The following is a 21959-nucleotide window of genomic DNA, read 5'->3' on the forward strand; positions in this document are numbered from 1 at the left end:
CCGGATTGTCTCCAGTACGCTCGGGTTGAACGGGGGCATGGAACGGCGACGGCAGGCGCGCCGGCTCCACGTGCATTATTGCATCGAAAGCCAAATCTCGCTAACAGAGTATGATAATGGCATTATCATACAATCCACATGATTCGAGGATGCCGGCGCCTTCGCGGGCCGCCCGTTCGGCCCGAATGGCACCGTCCGGCATGTCCGCGCCCGCGATCCCGGCGATTGAGCGAAGCCCCTATGCCAGCGCAGTACTTTCGAAGCCTGACGGGTAAACACCGCAGCGCAACCGCGAACCGCCAGCTCGGCTTCTCGCTCGCGTTCGTCGCCGGAGCGACCAACGCGGGCGGCTTCCTTGCGGTCAGGCAATACACGTCACACATGAGCGGCATCGTGTCGGCAATCGCCGACCAGGCGGCGCTCGGCGACATTCCGCTCGCGCTGGCCGGCATCAGTTCGCTGGCGTCGTTTCTCGTCGGCGCCGGCTGCTCGGCGGTGCTCGTCAACTGGGGGCGCCGCCGCGGCCTTCACAGCCAGTACGTGCTGCCGCTGCTGGTCGAGGCCGTGCTGCTCCTGCTGTTCGGGCTGCTCGGCAGCCACCTCGCGCTGTGGGAGGCGTTCTTCGTGCCCGTGACCGTGATCCTGCTGTGCTTCATCATGGGGCTGCAAAACGCGATGATCACGAAGCTGTCGGGCGCGGAGATCCGCACGACGCACATGACCGGTATCGTGACCGACCTCGGCATCGAGCTGGGTAAGCTGCTTTACTGGAACCGCTCGGCCGTCGACGTGGACATGCATGCGGTCGTCGCCAACCGCGCGAAGCTGAGGATTCACGGCACGATGCTGGCGTCGTTCTTCGTCGGCGGCCTGGCCGGCGCGATCGGCTTCAAGTACGTCGGCTACGTGTCGACGGTACCGCTCGCCGGCATGCTCGTCATGCTCGCGATCGTGCCCGTGGCCGACGACGTGCTGACCTGGTTCTGCAGGCTCGATCGCCGGCCCTGAGCCGGCGCAAAACCCAACCCGTGCGAGCGCATCTCGGCGGGACGCCCAGACAGATGCACGGCAACCGGCCGGACACCCCGTTTCGGCCGTGACGCCGTAAGCAGATGTATTATAATTTGATTAACATATCCGCCGACCCGTCCGCGCAATGGAAACGAAAACCGCCCGCCTGACCGTCCTGATCGACCCCGCGAAGAAAGAAGCCTTCGAGATGCTCTGCGCGGAGCAGGATCTCACGCCGTCACAAGTCGTGCGGCAGTTGATCCGCGAGTATCTTGACCGGCACGGCGTGACGTACAAGACCAAGAGCACGCTCGGCAAGCGCGTGAAGTAAGCGCGGCCGCGCAGGCCGCGCCCGCGGCGCCGGTTACGCGCCTGTTACGCGCCGATTTCCCATCGCCCGTGCGATTGCGCACGCCGGACCAGCCGCTGCGGATCGACGCATTCCCCGGCCTTCATGCGCCTTGCGGTGGCCGCCAGCTTGAGCTCGCCCGCCTGCGCACACGCGAGCGCGCGTTCGAGCAGGATGCGCAGCGACGGCAGCCGGCGGTCGTCCTTCCACGCGAACAGGACGAAGTTGTTGTCGTCGCCGCACGGCACCAGCGCATACGACGAACCGAACACCGATCGCAGTTGCTCGAGATGCTGCGGCAGCGCCGGATCGTCGTCCATCAGGTTGATCGCCAGCACGCCTGATTCGCTCAGGCGCGCGCGGCACGCGTTGAGGAACGCGGCGCCGGTACACCGGCCCGGCGTGCCGTCGGCAACAAACACGTCGTGCAGGATCACGTCCGTCCGGACGTCCGACCGCGCCACATGATCCGCGCCGTCGGCGCACACCACCGCGAACCGCGCATCATCGGCAGGAATCCTGAACACGTCGCGCAGCGCGATCACGTCCGGGTTGATCTCGACCGCGTCGATCGCAGCTCCAGGCAGGTGCCGGTAGCAGTACTTCGCGAGCGAGCCGCCGCCGAGCCCGAGCATGCAGATGTGCGCAGGCTCGGGCTGCAGCAGCAGAAAGCCCATCATCACGCGCGTATAGCCGAGCTCGAGCCGGGCCGGATCCCTGAGCGACATGAAGCTCTGCGTACCGAAATGATCGAAGTGCAGCGAGAGCGCGTGCCGCGTCTCCAGCACGAAAGGCCGGCCGTCGTTCAGCGGCGTCGCCAGGAACCTGACGAACGCTTCATAGGAAGTGCGATCCTCGATCATGCTCGGGTAGTCGGATGGGAACGGACGATCGCAGTGTACGCTCAGACCTTCTTCAGATAGCAGGCCTTCAGCATGAAGCCGCCCATGTCGGTCTTGCAATCGACTTCGTGATCGCCGCCGACGAGCCGGATGCTCTTCACCTTGGTGCCCATCTTCAGCGTGATCGACGAGCCCTTCACGCGCAGGTCCTTGATCAGCACGACCGAATCGCCGTCCGACAGCACGTTGCCGTTCGCGTCCTTGACGACGTCGCCCGCCGGCTCGTCGCCCGCTTCGGCGCCGGCGCCGGCCGACCATTCATGGCCGCAGTCCGCGCACACGGTCAGCGTGCCGTCCGGGTAGGTGTTTTCCATTGCGCATTGCGGGCAGGCGGGGGCGGCGTTCATTGCAGATTCCATTCGGGAGGCGTTCGGGTCGATCGATAAAGAAATGCCGGGCGAGCAGGCTGCGCGCCCGGGCAAGGGTGGCCGGGCACGCCCGCCAACGGAGCAGCGGACCGGTATCGGCGCACACGACATTATAATGCAATACACATGATCTGACCTATGCATTATAATTCCCCACTTTGCGACATTCAGCGAACTTGAAGACAGCTTCCGTGAGGATGCCGGCATGTTCGCACCGAATGGCGCACCTCGACCACCCGATCGACGCCCCGCGCCCCTGCGGGAAATCGTGAAAGGCCGGCCATCCGATGTACGCGACACGTGTCGTGAAACCGCGTTTCGCGCGCCCCCGGTGCGTTGCCGGCCCAGCGCCGCGCACCGACCCGACCACCCGTCCGGAGGCTTTCCAGCATCGTGGCAACCGTTGTGTACGTTCAAATCGGCCCCGCGTGGAACCGCAACCGCGGCTGCGCCGCACGAGACGCGGCCGTCGACGCGGCACGCCGCTTCGCAAGCGACATCCTGCTGATCGCGAACGGTCAGAGCGAGAACGCGAAGGACGGTGCCGCAGTCGCGTCGCTGCAGGTACACGGCGGCACGTCGGCCCAGGTGGTGGCCACCGGCCCCGACGAGGAAGCGGCGCTGCACGCGCTGCTTCCGTTGCTGCAGGCGCGCTGACGCTTGCACCGCCAATCTCGCGGCATGGCGCCGCCCACCCCGAATCTCCATTCTCCGAGGAAGCGATGAGCGACAACGACACGTCCAACACCCCCAACCTGTCAGCCTCCGCAATCTGGGCACTCGAACGCCTCGCCGACGTTCGCTACGGACGCGATGCGCCGGCGCTCGGCTGGTCGATCGCGCGGGAACTCGTGAGCGCGGGTTTCGTCAGCCATCCCGTGCACGGCCGCTCCGGCGCATCGATCACGGCCGAAGGGCGGACCTTCCTGAAAAGCCGGAAGTAGCGCGCCGGCGAGCCGCCGGGCTCGGAGCCCGATGCTGGCGATCGCGAGTCGCCGCGCATTCGGTTGATACTTTTGAGCAGTGATTTGGCAATTTTGCGTCTTACGAGGATCAGTCTGCGCTTCTAAAGTGGAGTCACCCCGAACGAACGGGCGTCAACTTTCCGATCAAGGAGCCAGTCATGAGCCGCATCGCCATCCCCGCCATCGAATCCGCCACCGGCGCAACCGCCGACGTCTACGCACAAGTCCGCAAGGTCGCCGGCGGCACCGTTCCGAACCTGTTCGCCGCCGTCGGCCATCTCGCGCCGAACGCGCTCGCGGCCGTGCTCAACGCCGAAGGCGTGCTCGCCGGCGGCACGCTGAGCAAGCAGGATCTCGAAACGATCAAGTTGCTCGTCAGCGCCGACACCGGCTGTGACTACTGCGTCGCCGCGCACAACCTGCTCGGCAAGATGACCGGCCTGTCGGCCGACGCGCTGCGCGCGATCCGCTCGGCCCAGCCGAACACCGGCGACGCGAAGCGCGACGCGCTGATCCGCTTCGTGCTGAACCTGCAACGGACCAGCGGCACGATCACCGACGACGAATTCGCGTCGATCCGCGAAGCCGGCTACACGGACGCACAACTCGCGGAAATCTCGCTCGCGATCGCGCTGACGATCTTCACCAACACGTTCAACCGCATCAACGACACGGTCGTCGATTTCCCGCCCGTGAAGTGAGCACCGCGGCATCGCCGGCATGCAGTCCCGATGCCGGCCCTTCCCGCGTTTCGATCGTGCCCGTCGCCGGCCCGTTGCCGCGACGGACGCGAGACGAACGGCACATAGACGATCTATGCCGGGGCGACGGCGCGGATGTTGCCGGCTGTCCGGATTGTCGTGCCCGAACGTTACCTGCTTGCACGTGTCACTCAACGCCAACGGGATGAAACGCGAAGCCGTCACCGCCAGCCGTCACGCTCCCGATACCGGGGAAATCCAGATGGGCGCCAGCCACGAAATAATGCGGCCGTGCCGCACGCCCCAGAAGTGCCAATCGTGTATCGCGAGCCCTCGACTGATTGCTGTCGAATTCCCATGAAATTTCGGGGCGCCCGAACTGCACCGACGGCACGTGGATAATGTCGCCCCACACCAGCAAGCGCCCGACACTGCTTGCCACTTCGTATGCGGTGTGTCCGGGAGAATGCCCGGTCGCGCGAACCGCAGTGATCCGGTCGCTCACGGCGAAATTGTCCGTAACCGGCGTGACGCGATCGCGCAGCCGGGCCAACCGGCCGGTAAATTCCGGGATTTCCTCCGGGCCGACGAGGATTCTCTTCGCTTGCGGAAATGCGTCCGAACCGTCCGGTGCGATCAGGCCGTTCACATGATCCTCATGGGTGTGCGTCAGCAACACGTCCGTGATACTGGACCTGTCGATCCCGGCTTCAGCGACCCCATCCACCAGTTCTCCCATCGTGGGATACCACGTGTTCGACGCGCCGGTGTCGACAATGACGGACCGTTCGCCGTCAATGATGACGAACGCATTGACCGACAGTCGCAATTGGTTGTCGACCAGATGCGTCCCGACGGGCGGCCGGTCGAAAGTCCCCCCACCGACTTGCCGGAGCCTCGTGGCAGGCATATCGACGTATCCGTCGCGGAGCGCAACGATCTTCAGATCGCCAAACTGGAAGGATGCGAAGTTCCGACCTTTTGCAATCAGCTTCATCGTGTTCGTGTCCATGCTCGCCGCCCCTCAAAATCAGACAATTGATCCATCAATGGGTGGAATAATATCTACCATAGGAGACTCAAGCAAGCGTACGGCCCGGGGGCAACGTTCAGCCGTCGGTGCGGCCTCCATGGCCGCGCATCCAGGCTCGTACCAATCGTTCTTCCAGACGATGCGTGCCCGAGGGCGCGGCAGGACGCATCTTCCGTGCTTGATGGCTTCTTCTATGGTGGATGATAATATCCGTTTGTCGATTCGACTCATCATGGGAAAGGAACCTATGCCGCAGGGACAAGACACCGAATCGGGCACAACGGACGAGAATGACTCGCTCTCGCGTGCCTTTGGGGGCCGTGTCCGCGGATTGCGGGAAGCTGCCGGGTTGACGCTGGAGCAACTGTCGCAACTGTCGGGGGTCAGCCGTGCCATGCTCTCCAAGGTCGAGCGCGGGGAGAAGAGCCCGACGATCGGCATCGCAACGAGAATCGCGCACAGCCTTCAGTCGTCGCTGACGGAACTGGTCGGGGGAGATCAACCCGAAGGCAATACGGTGGTCTTGCGCAGGGCGGCACGTCCCGTCTTTCGCGACCCCGAAACGGGTTTTGAACGGCACATCGTTTCGCCGGCGACAGGCGGCGGCCGCGTGGAGCTCATCTATCACTATCTTCCCGCCGGCGTGTCGACCGGCCTGCTTCCCGGGTACCCGTCCGGGGCGGAGAAGCAGATCGTCGTGACGATCGGCAATCTCGTCGTGGAGTTCAGGACCAAGAAGGAATATCTGGGACCAGGCGACTCGCTGTTCTTCCAGGCCGACGTCGAGCACGGTTTCGTCAATCAGACGTCGGAGCCATGCAGCTATTTCATGGTCATTTCTCGCCGCACCTAGCCCGCCCGTCCTGCCAAGCCGCATCGATACCGTTGTGTCCGGTCGTTCGGCGGATCGCCGCGGCAATCCGCGTTGAACCGGCACGCGCGCGGCTGTTCGCCGGTGCCGCGGTTGCGCGGACGGCTTGCCGACAGACGAGCCGTGGCAGGCGCACGACGACTGCCACGACTCGCGATGGACCCCAACGCGTGATCAAGCGCCGAACACGGCTCAACGAATGTCCACCGCCCGACCAGAACTGACATTGCGTCAGCGGGCCGCGACCGCCTGAATCTCCACCAGAAGATTGGACTCGGCCAGCCCCGCGACGATGACCATCGTGGTTGCAGCAGCGTGCCCCGCAAATCGCCGTTCGCGTTCCTTGCGGAAGAACGGCACGAGGTCCGGGCTCGTGATGAAGCCGTCGACCTTGACCAGATCCTTCGCGGTCATCCCGGCATCGGCCAGCACTGCCAGAAGGTTATCCCACGCCAACTCGGTTTGCCGCTCCGGATCGTCCGGAACGACACCGTCCGGCGTCACGCCCACTTGACCGGAAACATACAGCCAGCGTGCGTCACCGGACGCCGAAGCGCCCTGACTGTAGCAGGAGAACGGCGGTGCCATGCTGGCCGGATTGTGCAATTTGATGCTCATCGCTAACTCCTTCGAAGACCCGACTGAAGAGAAACAACACATCCATTTCGCGCCGGCAGCGACCTGTTATCCCGCCGGTCGGCACCGATCGATCCGGCAGACCTTCCTAAGGATTGCAAAATACTAAGCAGTCATCCGTGGAGGGACCGGATCGGATCTCCTCGGACATTCCTGCCGCCTGCGGCCAACCATTCGAGAAGATTTCCGACGCGCAACGACTGGCACCCCGGAGATTAAATCTCCTATAGAAGAATGTCAACGCGCAAATCCGGATTGCATGGCCTCTCATGCGAGGCTCTCCGGGCGGCCATACGACGCGATCCGGCGTCCGGTCACACTCAACGCCTATCAACCCGTTTGTCCCACGGGCTTACCCAGCTTCCCGCAATCAACGGGATTCCGCTGGCTGCCCCGCCCGGGCTTACGTGCAGCCGAACAGCGTCCCACAGCGCCTGCCGCCGGTGTTCGCATTCGCCAGGCCACTCTTCCAAAGGAGAATATGTTTCCCATAACGCAATCGGTGCCCGCCGGGGCCGCGGCCTGGATTCTCGATGTCGATTGCGCTCGGCTCGATTCGCACACAGCGTTGTTCTTCGCCGGCACGCCGTTCGTTCCGGCAACAGCAGGACATGAACGGAAAGCCGGTTGAGATGCGGCCCGGCAGAGCGTCCCCTCAGCCCGCGACGGCTGCCAGGGCAAACGACACCCGATGCGATGCAGCCCCTCCCACCTACTCCGCGTCGTCGGCAACACCGTCGTCCGCTGCTGCCGCCTCTCGTCGATCGCCGAACGCCTGGCGCCGCCAGTCGCCGGGCGTCATCCCCGCCCAGCGCGTGAACACGCGCCGAAACGCGGCGACCGACTGGTAACCGACGTCGGCCGACACGGCCTCGGCGCTGGCCGACGGCTGGCGCAGCGCATTCGCGGCGAGGCTCATCCGGATGTCGGTCAGCAGGTCGGCGGCCGAGTGCCCGAGCTTCGACTGGAAATGACGCATGAAGGTCGCGCGCGACATGCTGCACAGCGCGGCCAGTTCGGGCAGCGTCCACGGCCTCGCCGGATCGTCGAGCATCGCGACGATCGCGGGCGCGAGGCGCGGATGGCCGGCCAGCGCCAGCAAGCCGGTCGGCGCCTGCGCCGATTCGCTGATCGCGCGCAGCGCGAGCGCGAACAGCGCCGCCGACAGTGCGTTCAGGATCGCGAGGCCGCCGAGCTGCTGCTCGAGCGATTCCGCACGCATCAGTTCCACGAGTGCAGTCAGCCGCGCGGTCGCGGCCAGCGCGTCGGGCGTCCGGCTGTCCACCGCCGCGCGCACGACGAGATCCGACGGCAGGTGACGCCGGATCAGCCGGTCGTGCGGCGGCGCGACCACGAATCGCCCGCACAACATGTCCAGCCGCTCCCCCGTGCCCGCGTTCTCGCCGATGAAAACGTGACCGCCGGGCCGCTTGATCGCCGGCACCGGCGGCAGCCCGCTGCCGTCGTGCAGCACGTGCGGGGAGCCGTGCGGCAACAGCACGAGGTCGCCGCCGCCGAGCTCGCGCACCGTGCCGTCGTCGGGATTCTCGAGGATCGCGCGGCCGCGCAGCACGACGTGATACGGAATCTCGCGCGCGGGCGAGCGCTCGTACGCGATCGCCCACGGCGCGCCGAACGCGCAGCGGATTTCCAGCTTCCCCGTGACCGTGACGAGCGTCATGAAGCGGCTGAGCCAGTCGGATTCGAGCGTCATGATGAGCGGTGGTGGCGAATCGGGAATGCGGCGCGCGTACCACGCGCGCCACGTGCAATCCCGATTATCGCGCGGGACGGTCGTGCATTCTCACCCGACCGTGCCGCGGGCCGCGGCGGTGCGCCGCCGACGCGCCAAGACCGCACGACGTTCTACGGCGGCGATGCGCGCGGGCATATGAACTACCCGCTTCATCGGGAAGCAGCGCTTGCGTGATGCCGGGCCTGCGGCTTGCGCGGGCGACGCGTCGGGACAGCATTCGCTGAATGCCGACCACCGTGCCGTGCGCTGCGGCGGATGAGAGGATCCTTGGCGGCGAAGGACGGTCTCTGGCCCGGGCCGTATGTCGCCCCGTATGTCTGCGTTGCGCACGCTCACCCGGGCGAGGGGTTTTGATATCATTTCAGCGCTCTGCCGTGCCGGCCGCGTGATCGCCGTCACCGATCCGTCGAAGCCGATGAAGCGAAACCTGTTCGTGATCGCGAACGTCGAGCCGCTCGACATGCCGATCATCGATGCGGGCGCCGACGCGGCCGCATCGACGACCACCGGCAACGCGGCATCGACGTGCCGACCGCCCGACCGCCCTGTTCAACGCCTTCCCGGAAACCGCGATGCCGCCCGTCTCCTCTCCGCCCGTTCTCGACACGCCGCGCCTCGTCCTCGAAGGCCATCCGCTCGGCGACTTCGACGCGCTCGCCGCGATGTGGGCCGAGCCGGACGTCGTCGCGCACATCTTCAACGGCGAGCCATCCGCGCCGCGCGACTCGTGGATGCGCATGCTCGCGTATCGCGGGCTATGGCCGCTGCTCGGCTATGGCTACTGGGCGATTCGCGAGAAGGCGTCCGGCCGCTATGTCGGCGACCTCGGTTTTGCCGATTTCCACCGGCTCATCGAGCCGTCGATCCGCGGCGTGCCGGAAGCCGGCTGGGCACTCGCGACATGGGCGCACGGCAAGGGCTACGCGACCGAGGCGCTCGCGGCCGCGCTCGCGTGGCTCGATGCGCAGCAGCGGTTCGAACGCAGCGTGTGCCTGATCGCGCCGACCAACGTCGCGTCGATCCGCGTGGCGGAGAAAGCCGGTTATGGCGATCCGGTGCGCATCCGCTTCAACGACGCCGATTCGTTGCTGTTTTCACGCGCGAGCCGGTGAGCGCAAGGCCGCGCACTCGCGCGCGGCCGAGACACAATGCGGCGCCGTTACTTGCCCACTGTCTTTTCGCCGAACGCCGCAACAGCCTGTTCCGGATCGCGCGCGAGCCCTTGCGCGAACACCTTCAAGCCTTCGAGCAACGGCGTCAACGCATCCCAAAGCGCTTCGTCGTGCAGCAACCGGTACGCGCCGCGCACACCGGGCGCGACGTGCTCGTGCTGTGCCGGCTGCCACGCGCCCACGTGATGCAGCGCATCCGCCGCCGCGAACACGGCCTTGCCGAACTGTTCGGGCGGAATCCGCGACAGCGCCATCAGCAGCACCGCGAGATTCTGCATGCCGCTCTGCATGCCCGGCTTGTCTAGCGCATCGACGAACGTATCGGCCAGCCGCGCGTTCGCGGTGACGACCTCGTTCGCAAAATGCAGGAAACCATGCCGGTGCAGGCTGCCGAGCAGGTGTTCAAGCGCGTCGTGCGCACTGGGCTCCGCGTGCGGAGGCGTCATGTCGGGGGGCTGGCGGTCGGTCATCGGCTTGTCTCCGAATGGGGCGCCACGTTGCCGTCGGGCCGGCAGTCACGCGCGCGCCGATTTCGTCTCGTTCATCTTTCGCTGGGCGGCGGCACCGCTTACTACAGTCTAGTACCCGGTATGTTCGCCCCGCGTTGTCATACCCATATGTCCGTACTCGACGGCCACGAAATGACAAGCCCTTGAAAAATCCGGATGTTCGGCCCCCGATAGCGAAGCATGCCTGCGCGCCCGTCACGATTTCCGCCGGGTTTCAGGCTGATCGTCGGCCGTTTCGCGATCGTCGTCAGTGCCTGGCGTGCCCTCGCGCGCGGCGGCCCGCTTCGCCAGTTCGAGATAGTTCCGGGCAAGCTCGCGCAACTCGTCTTCCGACGCATCCTCGATCCCGATCAGTTGATCGTTCGCCGCGCGCGTCACGGCGACGAGCTCGTCGAGCTTCAGGTGCAGCGCGACGTTGTCGCGGTTCTGGTTGCGCTGCAACAGGAACACCATCAGGAATGTGACGATCGTCGTCCCGGTATTGATGACGAGCTGCCACGCATCCGAATAGTGGAACACCGGCCCGCTGACGAGCCAAACGACGACAACGGCGACCGCGCTGCCGAACGCGACCGGCGACCCGGCCCAGACGGTCACGTGCGATGCGAAGCGTTCGAATGCACGCGTGACGGGATGCCGGGCCGGAACCAACCGCGGATCGGCCGCGACTCCGCCGCCCGCGCCTAGACCGACGCGGGATGAATCGTTCGATTCGCGCATGGCGCCTCCCGGTTGAGACTGGTGATTGTGGCGCGTGCGAACCCGGCCACGAGCGGCATCGGGTTCGGCATGCAAGCGGGCGCCGCCCGCGAACGAGCATTTCGCGTGCCCGGCGGGCTCGAACCGCGGCACAAATCCGCGAACGCGGTGTACCGGAAACGCATGCGGGCGTACACAACCATGCGTCGATTGCGGCTCGCCGAGGGTTTCCCGCGTCCGGACAGCTCACGCTCCGTTACTTCGCACACGAAACCGATTTGTTGCGGCGATGTGGTTTTCAACCTCATGCCTGCAACGCGTCACGCCGGCAACACCGCCACCGCCTTGATCTCGACGATATACCCGGGCGACCCGCCCAGCATGTGCGCACCGACCGCCGTCCACGCCGGCTTCGGATGCGCATCGAGGTAGCGGTCGCGAACCTGCATGAACAGCGGCAGGTCGCGCATGTCGGTATGGAACGTCGTCAGGTCGACCACGTCGTTGAACGATGCACCGGCCGCCTCCAGTACGCTCTTCAGGTTCTCGAACGCCTGCACGATCTGCGCTTCGCGGCCTTCGACGAGTTGCATCGCCGCGTCGCGGCCGATCTGGCCGGACACGTAAAGCGTATCGCCCACCTTCAGGCCCGGCGCGTAGCCGATTTTTTCGTACACCGCTTCCATTCCCGCCGGAACGATGGCTTTGCGATCACGCATGAATGTCTCCGTGGCCGGCGTCTCGGCGCCGGCCGGCTAGTTGGTTATCGATGAACACATGCAAGGCAAGCGGCTTCACCGCGCGCCGCTCAACCCGTATCGCCGCCCGCGACCGGCAGCACGGTGCCGGTGATGTAGCTCGCCTCGTCGGAGGCCAGGAACAGGATCGGCGCGATCTGCTCGTCGAGGCTGCCGTAACGCTTGAAGAACGTCGAATCGGTCACCTGCCGCACGGCCTCGCTCATCCACGCCAGTTCCTGCTCGCTGTCGCCGGCCGCATTGCGCGGCACGCGGCGCGGCGGCGCACTGGTGCCGCCGGGCGCGGTCGCGACGACGCGGATGTTGTGCTCCGCGTATTCCATCGCGAGCGCCTGCGTCAGCGCGTTGACACCGCCTTTCGCCGCCGAATACGGCACGCGGCGAATACCGCGCGTCGCGTTCGACGAGATGTTGACGATCGTGCCGCCGCCGCGCGCGAGCAGGTGCGGCAGCACCGCGTGACAGGTATAGAGCGTCGGCATCAGCGAGCGGCGGATCTCCGCGTCGATCTGCGCCGGCTCGAATTCGGCGAACGGGCGCATGCGAATCGCGCCGCCGACGCCGTTGATCAGGATGTCGATGCCGCCGAACGTCTGCACCGCGCAGTCCATCGCCGCGTGCGCGCCGTCGTAGGTTTCGAGATCCGCGACGAATCCGGCCGTCTCGCCGCCCGTCGCTTCGGCCGCCACCTCGGCGACGAAATCCGCGCGATCGACGAACAGCACCTTGCCGCCCTCGGCTGCCGCGCGCAGCGCGACGCCGCGGCCGATGCCCTGCGCTGCGCCGGTGACGACGACGACCTTGCCGGAGAATCGTTGCATGATCATGCCGCCTTTGCCGTGACGTTGGGGGTGAACTTCTCGTAGTGGAAGCTGTTCGGCTTCACGCCTTCGTCGTCGAAGTACTTGCGCACCGCGTCGACCATCGGCGGCGGCCCGCACAGATAGACGTCGACGTCGCCGTCGTTCAGCGCATCGGCCGGGATGTGCTGCGTGACCCAGCCCTTGCGCGGATGGCTCGACGCGGCGTCCGCGACGACGGTCGCAAAGCTGAAGTTCGACAGTTTCGCCGCGCAGGCTTCGATCGCGTCGACCAGCACGAGATCGAGATCGCGCGTCACGCCGTAGATCAGGTGCACCTTCTGCTGCGAACCGGTGCGCGCCAGCACCTCGAGCATCGACAGGAACGGCGCGAGGCCCGTGCCGCCCGCGAGGAACAGCAGCGGACGCTGCACGTCGCGCAGGTAGAAACTGCCGAGCGGCCCGTGCAGTTCCAGCGTGTCGCCCGGCTGCGCCGATTCGAGCCACGTGCTCATCACGCCGCCGGGGATCTTCTTGATCAGGAAGCTGACCTTCGCGTCGGCCGGCGCCGACGAGAACGAATAGGAACGGTGCTGGCCGCTCGCGGGCACGTCGATGTTCACGTACTGGCCCGGCAGGAACACGGGCGCGGCCGCGCCGACGTCGAGTTCGAGCACGACGGCCGCATCGTTGTGCTGCTCGACCCTCGTCACCGTCGCGGCGAACCCGCTCTGGCCGGTCTTGCATGCGACCGACGACGTCGGCACCGCGATCACGCAATCGCCTTGCGGCACCATCTGGCACGTCAGCACGAGGCCGCTGTCCTTTTCGTCTTCGGTCAGCGCGTCGTCGATGTAGTCGTCGCCGAGGTCGTAGCTGCCGCTTTCGGCGCGGCACTTGCAGGTGCCGCACACGCCGTCGGAACAGTCCATCGGCAGGTTGATCTTCGCGCGGAAGGCCGCGTCGAGGACTTTCTCGCCGGCCTTGCAGTCGATGAAGCGGGTCACCCCGTCCTCGAAATTCAGTGCAATCTTGTAGCTGGACATGGCATCACCTCCACTTCCCTTCATGACAAAACAACGGCGTCAGACGTGGTAGACGTCGAGCACCTGCCGGATGTAGTCGTTCTTCAGCACGATCTTCTTGTACGAGATCAGCCACTCGCCGCCCACCTTGCGCAACGTGACGAACATCGTGCCGAAGAAGTGATCGGTCACGCGGTAACGATGGTTCAGCGTGTGAAAGTTGTAGCGCACGTCCACTTCGTTCTCGCGTTCGGCGAGCACCTCGACGTTCGTCACGTTGTGGCTGGTGCGCGGCTCCGGCGTCGACGCGCCGCTGCGCTCGGTCTTGATCCGGAACACGCGATCCTCGAGGCCACCGCGATCCGGGTAGTACATCAGCGAGATCTGGCTCTGGTGGTCGTCGGTCGGCCGATCGTCGTCGTCCCACGCAGGCATCCAGTACGTGACGTCTTCCGTGTAGCAGGTCAGCCACTCGTCCCACTGGCGATCGTCGAGCAGGCGCGCTTCGCGATACAGCGCCGCGCAGACAGTCCGGTAATCGAAGTTCATGCCGCCACCTCCCCGCGTTCCTTCTTCAGCGCATCGCGCATCACATGCACCCAGTGTTCGTGCTGGCACACGAACAGCCCTTCGTCCTCGCTGCGCTCGCCCGAGATGCGCGGGTTCAGCCCCATCTTCCTCGCGTTCTCGTCCGGCCCGTCGACCCACAGCGGCGCGCCGCGCGACAGGTCGTTCCACATCGCCGTGATGCCCGCGTAACCGGCCTGGCATGCGCGGAACTCTTCGAGGTCGTCGGCCGTGCCCATGCCGGTCACGTTGAAGAAATCCTCGTACTGGCGAATGCGGACCGTGCGGTCGGCTTCGCTTTCGCCCTTCGGCGCGAAACAGAAAATGGTGACTTCGGTCCTGTCGACGCCGAGCGGCCGCACGACGCGAATCTGCGTGCTGAACTGGTCCATCAGGAACACGTTCGGGTACACGCACAGGTTGCGCGTCTGGTTGACGATGAAATCGGCCTGCACGTCGCCGACGCGCGCCTTGATCTCGTCGCGATGCTGGAACACGGGCCGCACTTCCGGATTCATCGTCTGCGTCCACAGCAGGATGTGGCCGTTGTCGAACCCGTACACGCCGGCGACCGACTTGCTCCAGCTGTTCGCGTCGACGGCCTTGGTGCCGTCTTCCTTGCGGCGGCCCATCGTCGCCGCGTAGTTCCAGTGCACGGTGCTGACGTGGTAACCGTCGCAACCGTTCTCCATCTGCATCTTCCAGTTGCCTTCGTAGATGTAGGACGAATTGCCGCGCAGCACTTCGAGCCCGTTCGGCGCCTGGTCGACGATCTGGTCGATGATCACGCGCGTTTCGCCGAGGTAGTCCTCGAGCGGCAGCACGTCGGCGCTGAGGCTGCCGAACAGGAAGCCGCGATAGTTCGCGAAGCGCGCGACCTTCTTCAGGTCGTGCGACCCGTTCGTGTTGAACTGCACCGGATACTCGGTCGTCTTCTCGTCCTTCACCTTCAGCAGCTTGCCGGTATTCGAGAACGTCCAGCCGTGGAACGGGCACGTGAAGCTGCCCTTGTTGCCGTGCTTGCGGCGGCACAGCATCGCACCCTTGTGCGCGCATGCATTGATCACCGCGTGCAGCTCGCCGGTCTTGTCGCGCGTGATGACGATCGGCTGACGGCCGATCCACGTCGTGTAGTAGTCGTTGTTGTCCGGGATCTGGCTTTCGTGCGCCAGATACACCCAGTTGCCCTCGAAGATGTGCTTCATCTCGAGTTCGTACAGCTCGGCGTGGGTGAAGATGTCGCGGCGGCAGCGGAATACGCCGGCCTCCTTGTCATCCTGCACGGCGGTGGCGAGCAGGTGATCCAGTTCGTTGGCTTGGTCGATGGTGGCGGACATGCTGGCTCCTCCCATGCGCGTGCCGCGTCCTGCAAGGCACGCTCGCATCGGTATCGGTTGAATCTCGCGGGAACCCGGCCGGCGGCGGCGCATCCGCGCCGCGCCGTCGGGCGGTTACGCCGTCGCGGCTGCGCGCAGGCGGTGGACGATCTGGTTGTCCTTGCCCTGTACCAGCGGCGTCAGCACGAAGTTGAACTCGATGTCCTGGTACGCATCGGCCTTCATGCCGAGCGCCGTGCCGCCGGTCTTGCCGACCACCGGCGGGATCAGTTCCTCGCGCGTCGCATACGCGAAGTCATCCCAGATCAGCGGATCGCCGGCGATGTTGAACTGCGTCGTCAGCTTGCGGTGGTCGTGGCTGTCGACGAAGAAGTGCACGTGCGCCGGACGGTTGCCGTGACGGCCGAGGCCGTTCAGCAACTGCTGGGTCGCGCCCTGCGGCGGGCAGCCGTAGCCGACCGGCATCAGCGTGCGGAATTCGTACTTGCCGTCGGCGCCCGTCTTCACCGCGCCGCGCAGGTTGAATTCGGTCTGCGCGCCGGTCGGGTCGAAGTGCGAGTAGAAGCCTTTCGAGTTCGCGTGCCAGCATTCGACCACCGCGCCTGCGACCGGCTTGCCGTCGAGGCCGGTCACCGTGCCGTGGATCACGAGCGGGCCCGCGCCGTCGTCCGCATCGAGGTCGATCTTCGATACGCCGTCGCGCACCGGCGCGCCCGCGACATACAGCGGCCCTTCGATCGTGCGCGGCGTGCCGCCGTCGAGGCCGACCGCCTTGTCTTCGGCGTCCATCCGGATGTCGAGATACTTCTCGAGGCCGAGGCCGGCCGCGAGCAGCGCTGCTTCGCCATCCTGACCAAGCTTGTTCAGGTAGTTGACGCCGGCCCACACTTCGTCGGGCGTGATGTCGAGATCGTCGATCGCCTTGAACAGGTCGCCGAGCAGGCGCAGGACGATCTGCTGCGACCGCGCGTTGCCGCCGTTCCCGCCGGCGTTCGACGCGGCCTTCAGCAGATCCTGCACTTCCCGGGTATCGAAAACTTTGACGCTCATGATGATGTCTCCACGTGGTTTTAGGGGAATGACGGCTTTGCGTGACTCGGGTTACCGCGCGACTTTCGTCAGCCCGTCGCGGGTGAATCGCCTGACCTTGTCCTCGTCGAGTTCGATGCCGAGACCGGGGCCGTCCGGCACGGTCAGTTCGAAATCGCTGTAATCCAGCGGCTGCGTCAGGATCTCTTCGGTGATCAGCAGCGGCCCGAACAGTTCGGTGCCCCACTGCAGGTTCGCGAAACTCGCGAACAGGTGCGCGGAGGCAATCGTGCTGAACGCGCCTTCGAGCATCGTGCCGCCGTACAGCTCGATGCCAGCCGCGTCCGCGATCGCGGCCACGCGTTGTGCCGCGAAGAGCCCGCCGCTCTGTTCGATCTTGATCGCGAACACGTCCGCGCCGTGATGCTTCGCGATGTCGAACGCGCTGTCGGGGCCCTGCAGGATTTCGTCGGCCATCAGCGCAACCGGAAAGCGACGCATCAGGCGCGCGAGTGCCGCGGCCGACGCGACCGGCTGCTCGACCAGTTCGCAGCCGGCATCGGCCAGCGCCGGAATCGCGCGCACGGCCTGCGTTTCGCTCCATGCCATGTTCACGTCGACGCGCACCGACGCGCGATCGCCGACGGCCTTTTTGATCTCGGCCACGTGCCGGATATCCGCCTCGGGCGACTTCGCGCCGATCTTCAGCTTGAACACGTTGTGGCGGCGCAGGTCGAGCATTCGCTCGGCTTCGGCGATGTCGGTGGCCGTGTCGCCGGAAGCGAGCGTCCATGCGACCGGCAGGCGGTCGCGGCGGCGGCCGCCGAGCAGTTCGCTGACCGGCACGCCGAGCCGCTTGCCGTGCGCGTCGAGCAGCGCGGTTTCGAGCGCGCTCTTCGCGAAGTGGTTGACCTGCGCGAGCTTGCCGACGAATGCCATCAGCGTCTGGATGCGCGTCGCGTCCTTGCCGACGATCGCCGGTGCGAGGTACGTGTCGATCGCGAGTTTCATCGCCTCGGGGCTTTCCGGGCCGTAGGCCATGCCGGCGATCGTGGTGCCCTCGCCGATGCCCGTCACGCCGTCGCTGCAGAACACCTGCACGAGCATCAGCGTCTGGCCGTGCATCGTCGCGACCGACAGCTTGTGCGGGCGGATCGTCGGCAGGTCGACGAGGCGGGTTTCGATGCGTTCGACGGTGGCGGAGGACATGGGGCACGCTGCTTGTGGGGAGTTCATGGGACGGATTTATACGCGCCGGGCAAATGCACCGTCCAATACTTTTGGCCTCGGATTTTCATACCTGACAGGTATTGAAATTCGAAGATATACGCGAATCACTGCGGCGCACCATACCTGTTTTGGTTGATTATCGGTGCACGGCGCCTTGCTGGAGCGGGATGAGAACGGGTGCGGGATACGGCGGTTCGCGCGTTGCGCTGCGGCCGCTTGCAGACAGGTAGCGACCGCGGAAATCAGCGGTCGTCGCGGAAAACCCAGGGTTTTCCTGAGGGGAAAGCGAGCCGGACGGCAGCGGCACGACGGGCCGCCGCTTCATCCGGCATACGTGAATGGCCGGTCAGCGGCCAGCCGCTGCGACCGACGCTTGCCATTGCACGGCCACGCCGGCGTAATCCCTGACCTTGAAAGCCGAGCCGTCCTGGACATGGACCCAGCCCAGCGTCCGGTCGGCCAGCGGCTTGTCGTGCTCGTCCGTCGCGATCTTGACGATCGCATGCGCACGAATATGCACGAGACCGTCCGGATAGTCGGACGACGGGTTCGCCAGCGTCACCGTCACGAACGGGCCGAGGTCCTGCAGAAGTTGAGCGACCGGCGGAAGGTCGGCGATCAGCAAACTGCCGCCCTTGACGCGATCGTCCACGCGGATGGCCATGCTGTCCGGCCGCCGGTGCGCGGCGGTCGGCTGCGACATCCAGAGCACGTGATCCGGGTTCACATAGACGACATCGGGATCGCCCATGGCGTCGCGCGTTTCAATCCGGGGTATCGGCATGCAGGGTCTCCAGTCGATCGTTGGGCACCGGGCGTCGGTGCGTCTCTCCCATGATGATGCCGCAATATGTCGGCTTTCCACGTGTCCGCCGACGTGTGGCGACGGAGCTCGTCAGGTCCGCATCCGGAGCATCACGCGACCGCCTTTACCGGCAGGCCGGTGCGCCGACTCAACCCGGCGGCACCGACTATCCTCGCCACGTTGCCTGCGCCAGCTTCGCCACCAGTTCGTCGTACACCACCCGGATGCGACGGGGCATCGGGCCACGCCGCGGCCGATAAACGTGCAACTTCCACGGTTCGGGTTCGAGGCTCGGCAGCAACCGCACCAGGCGCCCCTTCTTGATGGTCGGCCGGACGAGATACTCCGAGCACTGGCCGAATCCCAACCCCGCACACACGGCCTCGATCTCCGCCTCGGCATCGTCCGTCAGATAGGCCGGCGATACCGGCTTGAATTGTTGCTCCCCGCGAAAAATCCACGGCCACGCCCGGCCACTCGCGCGGTCGATCAGGCACGTCACCGGCATCGATTCGAGTGCCTTGAGGTTTTTCGGCTCACCCAGCCGCTTGATCAGCGACGGTGCGCCAACGACCCACATCGGCAACGGCCCGACCATTCGCGCGACAAAGCGGTTGTCTCCGATCGCCCCGACCCGCACGCCGATGTCGATCTGTTCGTCGACCACCGGCGAAGGCACATCCGACAGCCTCAGATCCGGCACGAGACCCGGATACCGCTGCACGAGATCGGTCAGGACCGGCTGGACGTAATGACGCCCCATGCCTGACGGGGCCGTGATCCTGACGACGCCGACCGGTTCGTCGACCTGACCGTTCGCGGCCCCGAACAGCCCGTCGACGGCAGAAAGCGCCGCCTGCGCTTCAAGCGCAAACGACTGCCCGAAGGCCGTAATCCGGATACTCCGGGTCGTCCGGTGGAAAAGGGTTTCGCCCAGCATCTCTTCGAGTTCGCGCACCGCGCGCGTGACGACCTGCGGCGACACACCGAGACGCGCCGCCGCCTCGCGGAACGTGGGCGCCGCGGCCGCCGCCGAAAAGATCTTCAGGATGTCGAGCCGGTTGAGCATGAGGAACCCCTTTGACGCTCGCGAAGAAGCGATTTTAATTCCTGCGACAGGAATTCTGAATGCGCCATTGTTCCATTTTTTTGCGACCGCCGAACGACCACAATGAGCTTCAGACGTCGTTTTGACGTGGATGGTCAACCACTCTGGAGCATCTCATCATGAACGCAAGCTCACATCCGGCTCAACTCGAGAGCCGCATCGCACTGGTGACGGGTGCCAGTTCCGGCATTGGCCGCGCATCTGCGATCGAACTCGCCCGTCGCGGCGCGAAGGTCGTCGTTTCCGCGCGGCGCAAGACCGAACTCGATCGACTGGTCGACGAAATCACGACCGCCGGCGGCGAAGCCAACGCATTTGTCGCGGACGTCGCGAGCGAGGACGATCTCCGCAAGCTCTTCGACTTCACGGTATCGACCTACGGACGCCTCGATATCGCGTTCAACAATGCCGGCACGGAAGGCATGTTCGCGCCACTGCTCGAGCAGGATGCCGAACGATTCGACATGGTGTTCGAACCGAATGTGCGCGGCGTGTTCAACTCGATGAAGTACGCGGCCGAAATCATGCTGCGCCAGGGTTCGGGCAGCATCATCAACAACGCGTCGATGGGCGGGCTGATCGGCTTCGAGAATGCGTCGGTCTATATCGCGAGCAAGCACGCGGTGATCGGGATGACGAAAACCGCTTCGATCGAGTGGTTCAAACGAGGCGTGCGCGTCAACGCACTGTGCCCCGGGCTGATCGAAACGCCGTTCCATCATCGCGGCATCTGGCCGTCGGACGATGCACGGCAGGGCTTTGCCGCAGCGACACCGGCAGGACGGTGGGGGTCCGCTGAGGAGATGGCGACGATCGTCGCGTTCCTCGCATCGGACGATTCCAGCTATGTGTCGGGGCACGCGCTCGTGGCCGACGGCGGCTACTCGATTGCATGACACCTGAAGCGCGACCTGAAATGCTGTGGCCACTCATCGTTGCGTAACGGAACTGACAGCGCGACATGACAGCGAGGACTGGCAGCACGAACCGACTGTGCGCTGTCGGTTCGCGTATCCCGGTTCATCCGGGCAGTGAATGCATCGGGTCGCTGCCGCCTTCACTGCACGCCGGTGGCCGCTGTCGGCTCCGCCACCGCCCGTTTCGCGTGCAGGCGCAACGCGAGCCACGCAATCCCGACCGCGAGCGCGCCGACCACGCCGCCGAAGGTGCCGACCCACGGCAGCCCGAAGTCTCCCGCGATATGGTTGCCGAGCAGCGCGCCGGCGCCGATGCCGACGTTGTACAGGCCCGAGAAGATCGACACGGCCAGGTCGGTCCCCTCCGGCGCCAGCTTCAGCACCCATGCCTGCATCGCGAGGCCGAAACAGACGATCGCCCCGCCCCAGACCAGCGTATGCACGGACAGCGTGACGATGTTCAGCGCGCACGGGAACAGGATCAGCAGGCAGCCCGACAACGCGACGATCGACGCCAGCAGGAACGTGTCGGGCCGGTGCGGATAGATGCGGTTGAAGCAGATCGCGGCCGGCATGCCGGCGATGCCGAACAGGATCAGCACGTACGTGATCCGGCTGTTGCTCGCGTGGTTCACGCTCTGGACGAAGGGTTCGATGTACGTGTACGACGTGAAGTGCGCGGACACGACGAGCACGGTGATCGCGTACAGCGCCACCAGCGCCGGCTTGCGCAGAAAGACGCCGATGCTGCTGACGGAGCCGGCGCCCTGGCTCGGGAGCTCGGGTAACGTCGCGCGCAGCAGCAACAACGCAAGGCCCGCCGCGCCCGCGATGATCAGGAACGTGACGCGCCAGCCGAACGCCTCGCCGATCACGCGCCCGAGCGGAATGCCGGCGACCATCGCGATCGACGTGCCCATCGCCAGCATGCTCAGCGCGCGGCTTTTGCGGTCGCTCGGCGCGAGCCGCACCGCCAGCGGGACGGAAATCGACCAGAACACCGCGTGCGCACACGCAATGCCCAGCCGGCCGACCATCAGCACCGCGAAATTCCACGCGACACCGGTCACGATGTGGCTGACGATGAACACCATCAGCGCCCAGACCAGCAGCCTGCGGCGCTCGACATGACGCGTGACCAGCGTCAGCGGCAGCGACACGACGGCAACGGCCCACGCGTAGATCGTCAGCATCAGGCCGACGTCGGTCGGCTGCATGTGCAGGCTGTCGCCGATCGCGCTGAGCAGCGCAACGGGCACGAATTCGGTGGTATTGAAGATGAAGGCGGTGAGTGCGAGGGCCCATACGCCCCACCACGCATGCTGGGAACCGACGGCATCCGGTGTTGCCATACCTGGAATCGACGAGACGAGGGTTGGGGGCGCGCCCGGCGCGGAAAGCCCGGCCCGGC

26 protein-coding genes are annotated in these 21959 nt (G+C 65.6%); 8 read left to right on the forward strand and 18 right to left on the reverse strand.

The window, feature by feature from the left end:
- Positions 1-240: 240 nt before the first annotated feature.
- Together R9B84_RS18905 and R9B84_RS18910 are read left to right on the forward strand one after the other, a co-directional pair.
- The gene (locus R9B84_RS18905) at positions 241-1008 is read left to right on the forward strand and encodes a YoaK family protein (RefSeq protein WP_423760885.1); all 768 of its coding nucleotides are present in this window, start codon (positions 241-243) and stop codon (positions 1006-1008) included.
- Between the two features lie 148 nt (positions 1009-1156).
- Positions 1157-1342: a ribbon-helix-helix protein, CopG family gene (locus R9B84_RS18910; RefSeq protein ID WP_124452638.1), complete on the forward strand. Its 186-nt coding sequence runs from the start codon at positions 1157-1159 to the stop codon at positions 1340-1342.
- Positions 1343-1386: 44 nt separating this feature from the next.
- Here the strand turns inward: R9B84_RS18910 and R9B84_RS18915 are convergent, their stop codons facing one another.
- Both R9B84_RS18915 and R9B84_RS18920 read right to left on the reverse strand, forming a co-directional pair.
- Positions 1387-2223, reverse strand: coding sequence for a spermidine synthase (locus tag R9B84_RS18915; RefSeq protein WP_423760886.1), 837 nt, complete (start codon positions 2221-2223; stop codon positions 1387-1389).
- Between the two features lie 41 nt (positions 2224-2264).
- Positions 2265-2609 (reverse strand): zinc ribbon domain-containing protein YjdM, encoded by a 345-nt coding sequence (locus R9B84_RS18920; protein WP_031401187.1) that lies wholly within the window; start codon positions 2607-2609, stop codon positions 2265-2267.
- Positions 2610-3035: 426 nt separating this feature from the next.
- Here R9B84_RS18920 and R9B84_RS18925 point away from each other — a divergent pair, with 426 nt between their 5' ends.
- From R9B84_RS18925 to R9B84_RS18935, 3 genes are all read left to right on the forward strand, one after another.
- A complete protein-coding gene (locus R9B84_RS18925; RefSeq protein ID WP_423760887.1) occupies positions 3036-3287 on the forward strand; it encodes an HPr family phosphocarrier protein in 252 nt (83 codons plus the stop codon).
- A 65-nt stretch (positions 3288-3352) separates the two neighbouring features.
- Positions 3353-3574, forward strand: coding sequence for a hypothetical protein (locus R9B84_RS18930; protein WP_047904196.1), 222 nt, complete (start codon positions 3353-3355; stop codon positions 3572-3574).
- A 179-nt stretch (positions 3575-3753) separates the two neighbouring features.
- Positions 3754-4296 (forward strand): carboxymuconolactone decarboxylase family protein, encoded by a 543-nt coding sequence (locus tag R9B84_RS18935; protein ID WP_096475959.1) that lies wholly within the window; start codon positions 3754-3756, stop codon positions 4294-4296.
- Positions 4297-4483: 187 nt separating this feature from the next.
- On the opposite strand, the gene R9B84_RS18940 is transcribed toward R9B84_RS18935, so the two are convergent.
- Positions 4484-5308, reverse strand: a complete 825-nt coding sequence (locus tag R9B84_RS18940; protein WP_423760888.1) for an MBL fold metallo-hydrolase — start codon at positions 5306-5308, stop codon at positions 4484-4486.
- A 268-nt stretch (positions 5309-5576) separates the two neighbouring features.
- Here R9B84_RS18940 and R9B84_RS18945 point away from each other — a divergent pair, with 268 nt between their 5' ends.
- Entirely contained in the window at positions 5577-6182 is a 606-nt protein-coding gene (locus R9B84_RS18945) for a helix-turn-helix domain-containing protein (RefSeq protein WP_423760889.1), read from the forward strand.
- A 249-nt stretch (positions 6183-6431) separates the two neighbouring features.
- Here the strand turns inward: R9B84_RS18945 and R9B84_RS18950 are convergent, their stop codons facing one another.
- The 3 genes from R9B84_RS18950 to R9B84_RS18960 all read right to left on the reverse strand — a co-directional run bounded on the left by R9B84_RS18950 (position 6432) and on the right by R9B84_RS18960 (position 9105).
- Positions 6432-6818 carry a RidA family protein gene (locus tag R9B84_RS18950; RefSeq protein WP_423760890.1) on the reverse strand — a complete coding sequence of 129 codons (387 nt, stop codon included), beginning with the start codon at positions 6816-6818 and terminating at the stop codon, positions 6432-6434.
- Positions 6819-7548: 730 nt separating this feature from the next.
- Positions 7549-8550, reverse strand: coding sequence for a cupin domain-containing protein (locus R9B84_RS18955; RefSeq protein WP_423760891.1), 1002 nt, complete (start codon positions 8548-8550; stop codon positions 7549-7551).
- A 90-nt stretch (positions 8551-8640) separates the two neighbouring features.
- Positions 8641-9105 carry a hypothetical protein gene (locus R9B84_RS18960; protein WP_423760892.1) on the reverse strand — a complete coding sequence of 155 codons (465 nt, stop codon included), beginning with the start codon at positions 9103-9105 and terminating at the stop codon, positions 8641-8643.
- A 59-nt stretch (positions 9106-9164) separates the two neighbouring features.
- On the opposite strand from R9B84_RS18960, the gene R9B84_RS18965 reads away from it, so the two are divergent.
- Positions 9165-9704, forward strand: coding sequence for a GNAT family N-acetyltransferase (locus tag R9B84_RS18965; protein WP_423760893.1), 540 nt, complete (start codon positions 9165-9167; stop codon positions 9702-9704).
- Between the two features lie 47 nt (positions 9705-9751).
- Here R9B84_RS18965 and R9B84_RS18970 read toward each other — a convergent pair whose 3' ends face one another.
- From R9B84_RS18970 to R9B84_RS19020, 11 genes are all read right to left on the reverse strand, one after another.
- Positions 9752-10234, reverse strand: a complete 483-nt coding sequence (locus R9B84_RS18970) for a DUF1641 domain-containing protein (RefSeq protein ID WP_423760894.1) — start codon at positions 10232-10234, stop codon at positions 9752-9754.
- Between the two features lie 234 nt (positions 10235-10468).
- Positions 10469-10993 carry a low affinity iron permease family protein gene (locus R9B84_RS18975; RefSeq protein ID WP_423760895.1) on the reverse strand — a complete coding sequence of 175 codons (525 nt, stop codon included), beginning with the start codon at positions 10991-10993 and terminating at the stop codon, positions 10469-10471.
- A gap of 299 nt (positions 10994-11292) precedes the next feature.
- Positions 11293-11691 carry a RidA family protein gene (locus R9B84_RS18980; protein WP_423760896.1) on the reverse strand — a complete coding sequence of 133 codons (399 nt, stop codon included), beginning with the start codon at positions 11689-11691 and terminating at the stop codon, positions 11293-11295.
- Positions 11692-11780: 89 nt separating this feature from the next.
- Positions 11781-12557, reverse strand: a complete 777-nt coding sequence (benD, locus tag R9B84_RS18985; protein ID WP_423760897.1) for a benzoate diol dehydrogenase BenD — start codon at positions 12555-12557, stop codon at positions 11781-11783.
- A complete protein-coding gene (benC, locus tag R9B84_RS18990; protein ID WP_423760898.1) occupies positions 12554-13576 on the reverse strand; it encodes a benzoate 1,2-dioxygenase electron transfer component BenC in 1023 nt (340 codons plus the stop codon). Before benC ends, benD begins: the two co-directional genes overlap by 4 nt.
- Positions 13577-13615: 39 nt before the next feature.
- A complete protein-coding gene (benB, locus tag R9B84_RS18995; protein WP_338641566.1) occupies positions 13616-14104 on the reverse strand; it encodes a benzoate 1,2-dioxygenase small subunit in 489 nt (162 codons plus the stop codon).
- A complete protein-coding gene (locus R9B84_RS19000) occupies positions 14101-15459 on the reverse strand; it encodes a Rieske 2Fe-2S domain-containing protein (RefSeq protein ID WP_423760899.1) in 1359 nt (452 codons plus the stop codon). The genes benB and R9B84_RS19000 overlap by 4 nt, the downstream gene beginning before the upstream one ends.
- Positions 15460-15573: 114 nt before the next feature.
- Positions 15574-16509 (reverse strand): catechol 1,2-dioxygenase, encoded by a 936-nt coding sequence (gene catA, locus R9B84_RS19005; RefSeq protein WP_423760900.1) that lies wholly within the window; start codon positions 16507-16509, stop codon positions 15574-15576.
- Positions 16510-16560: 51 nt separating this feature from the next.
- A complete protein-coding gene (locus R9B84_RS19010; protein WP_423760901.1) occupies positions 16561-17697 on the reverse strand; it encodes a muconate/chloromuconate family cycloisomerase in 1137 nt (378 codons plus the stop codon).
- A gap of 367 nt (positions 17698-18064) precedes the next feature.
- A complete protein-coding gene (locus R9B84_RS19015) occupies positions 18065-18502 on the reverse strand; it encodes a hypothetical protein (RefSeq protein WP_423760902.1) in 438 nt (145 codons plus the stop codon).
- Between the two features lie 187 nt (positions 18503-18689).
- Positions 18690-19592: a LysR substrate-binding domain-containing protein gene (locus R9B84_RS19020; protein ID WP_423760903.1), complete on the reverse strand. Its 903-nt coding sequence runs from the start codon at positions 19590-19592 to the stop codon at positions 18690-18692.
- Positions 19593-19750: 158 nt separating this feature from the next.
- Here R9B84_RS19020 and R9B84_RS19025 point away from each other — a divergent pair, with 158 nt between their 5' ends.
- Entirely contained in the window at positions 19751-20527 is a 777-nt protein-coding gene (locus tag R9B84_RS19025) for an SDR family NAD(P)-dependent oxidoreductase (protein ID WP_423760904.1), read from the forward strand.
- Between the two features lie 161 nt (positions 20528-20688).
- On the opposite strand, the gene R9B84_RS19030 is transcribed toward R9B84_RS19025, so the two are convergent.
- Positions 20689-21900, reverse strand: coding sequence for a sugar transporter (locus R9B84_RS19030; RefSeq protein WP_423760905.1), 1212 nt, complete (start codon positions 21898-21900; stop codon positions 20689-20691).
- Positions 21901-21959 lie beyond the last annotated feature (59 nt).

Origin of the sequence: Burkholderia sp. NLJ2 (assembly GCF_049487195.1) — a bacterium.
Lineage (GTDB): Bacteria > Pseudomonadota > Gammaproteobacteria > Burkholderiales > Burkholderiaceae > Burkholderia > Burkholderia pyrrocinia.

What these genes read in the sequence shown, in the direction of transcription:
- R9B84_RS18905 (WP_423760885.1), top strand. Translation starts at nt 241, where the DNA reads ATGCCAGCGCAGTACTTTCGAAGCCTGACGGGTAAACACCGCAGCGCA.
- R9B84_RS18910 (WP_124452638.1), top strand. Translation starts at nt 1,157, where the DNA reads ATGGAAACGAAAACCGCCCGCCTGACCGTCCTGATCGACCCCGCGAAG.
- R9B84_RS18915 (WP_423760886.1), bottom strand. Translation starts at nt 2,223, where the DNA reads ATGATCGAGGATCGCACTTCCTATGAAGCGTTCGTCAGGTTCCTGGCG.
- R9B84_RS18920 (WP_031401187.1), bottom strand. Translation starts at nt 2,609, where the DNA reads ATGAACGCCGCCCCCGCCTGCCCGCAATGCGCAATGGAAAACACCTAC.
- R9B84_RS18930 (WP_047904196.1), top strand. Translation starts at nt 3,353, where the DNA reads ATGAGCGACAACGACACGTCCAACACCCCCAACCTGTCAGCCTCCGCA.
- R9B84_RS18935 (WP_096475959.1), top strand. Translation starts at nt 3,754, where the DNA reads ATGAGCCGCATCGCCATCCCCGCCATCGAATCCGCCACCGGCGCAACC.
- R9B84_RS18940 (WP_423760888.1), bottom strand. Translation starts at nt 5,308, where the DNA reads ATGGACACGAACACGATGAAGCTGATTGCAAAAGGTCGGAACTTCGCA.
- R9B84_RS18945 (WP_423760889.1), top strand. Translation starts at nt 5,577, where the DNA reads ATGCCGCAGGGACAAGACACCGAATCGGGCACAACGGACGAGAATGAC.
- R9B84_RS18950 (WP_423760890.1), bottom strand. Translation starts at nt 6,818, where the DNA reads ATGAGCATCAAATTGCACAATCCGGCCAGCATGGCACCGCCGTTCTCC.
- R9B84_RS18955 (WP_423760891.1), bottom strand. Translation starts at nt 8,550, where the DNA reads ATGACGCTCGAATCCGACTGGCTCAGCCGCTTCATGACGCTCGTCACG.
- R9B84_RS18965 (WP_423760893.1), top strand. Translation starts at nt 9,165, where the DNA reads ATGCCGCCCGTCTCCTCTCCGCCCGTTCTCGACACGCCGCGCCTCGTC.
- R9B84_RS18970 (WP_423760894.1), bottom strand. Translation starts at nt 10,234, where the DNA reads ATGACCGACCGCCAGCCCCCCGACATGACGCCTCCGCACGCGGAGCCC.
- R9B84_RS18975 (WP_423760895.1), bottom strand. Translation starts at nt 10,993, where the DNA reads ATGCGCGAATCGAACGATTCATCCCGCGTCGGTCTAGGCGCGGGCGGC.
- R9B84_RS18980 (WP_423760896.1), bottom strand. Translation starts at nt 11,691, where the DNA reads ATGCGTGATCGCAAAGCCATCGTTCCGGCGGGAATGGAAGCGGTGTAC.
- benD (WP_423760897.1), bottom strand. Translation starts at nt 12,557, where the DNA reads ATGATCATGCAACGATTCTCCGGCAAGGTCGTCGTCGTCACCGGCGCA.
- benC (WP_423760898.1), bottom strand. Translation starts at nt 13,576, where the DNA reads ATGTCCAGCTACAAGATTGCACTGAATTTCGAGGACGGGGTGACCCGC.
- benB (WP_338641566.1), bottom strand. Translation starts at nt 14,104, where the DNA reads ATGAACTTCGATTACCGGACTGTCTGCGCGGCGCTGTATCGCGAAGCG.
- R9B84_RS19000 (WP_423760899.1), bottom strand. Translation starts at nt 15,459, where the DNA reads ATGTCCGCCACCATCGACCAAGCCAACGAACTGGATCACCTGCTCGCC.
- catA (WP_423760900.1), bottom strand. Translation starts at nt 16,509, where the DNA reads ATGAGCGTCAAAGTTTTCGATACCCGGGAAGTGCAGGATCTGCTGAAG.
- R9B84_RS19010 (WP_423760901.1), bottom strand. Translation starts at nt 17,697, where the DNA reads ATGTCCTCCGCCACCGTCGAACGCATCGAAACCCGCCTCGTCGACCTG.
- R9B84_RS19015 (WP_423760902.1), bottom strand. Translation starts at nt 18,502, where the DNA reads ATGCCGATACCCCGGATTGAAACGCGCGACGCCATGGGCGATCCCGAT.
- R9B84_RS19020 (WP_423760903.1), bottom strand. Translation starts at nt 19,592, where the DNA reads ATGCTCAACCGGCTCGACATCCTGAAGATCTTTTCGGCGGCGGCCGCG.
- R9B84_RS19025 (WP_423760904.1), top strand. Translation starts at nt 19,751, where the DNA reads ATGAACGCAAGCTCACATCCGGCTCAACTCGAGAGCCGCATCGCACTG.
- R9B84_RS19030 (WP_423760905.1), bottom strand. Translation starts at nt 21,900, where the DNA reads ATGGCAACACCGGATGCCGTCGGTTCCCAGCATGCGTGGTGGGGCGTA.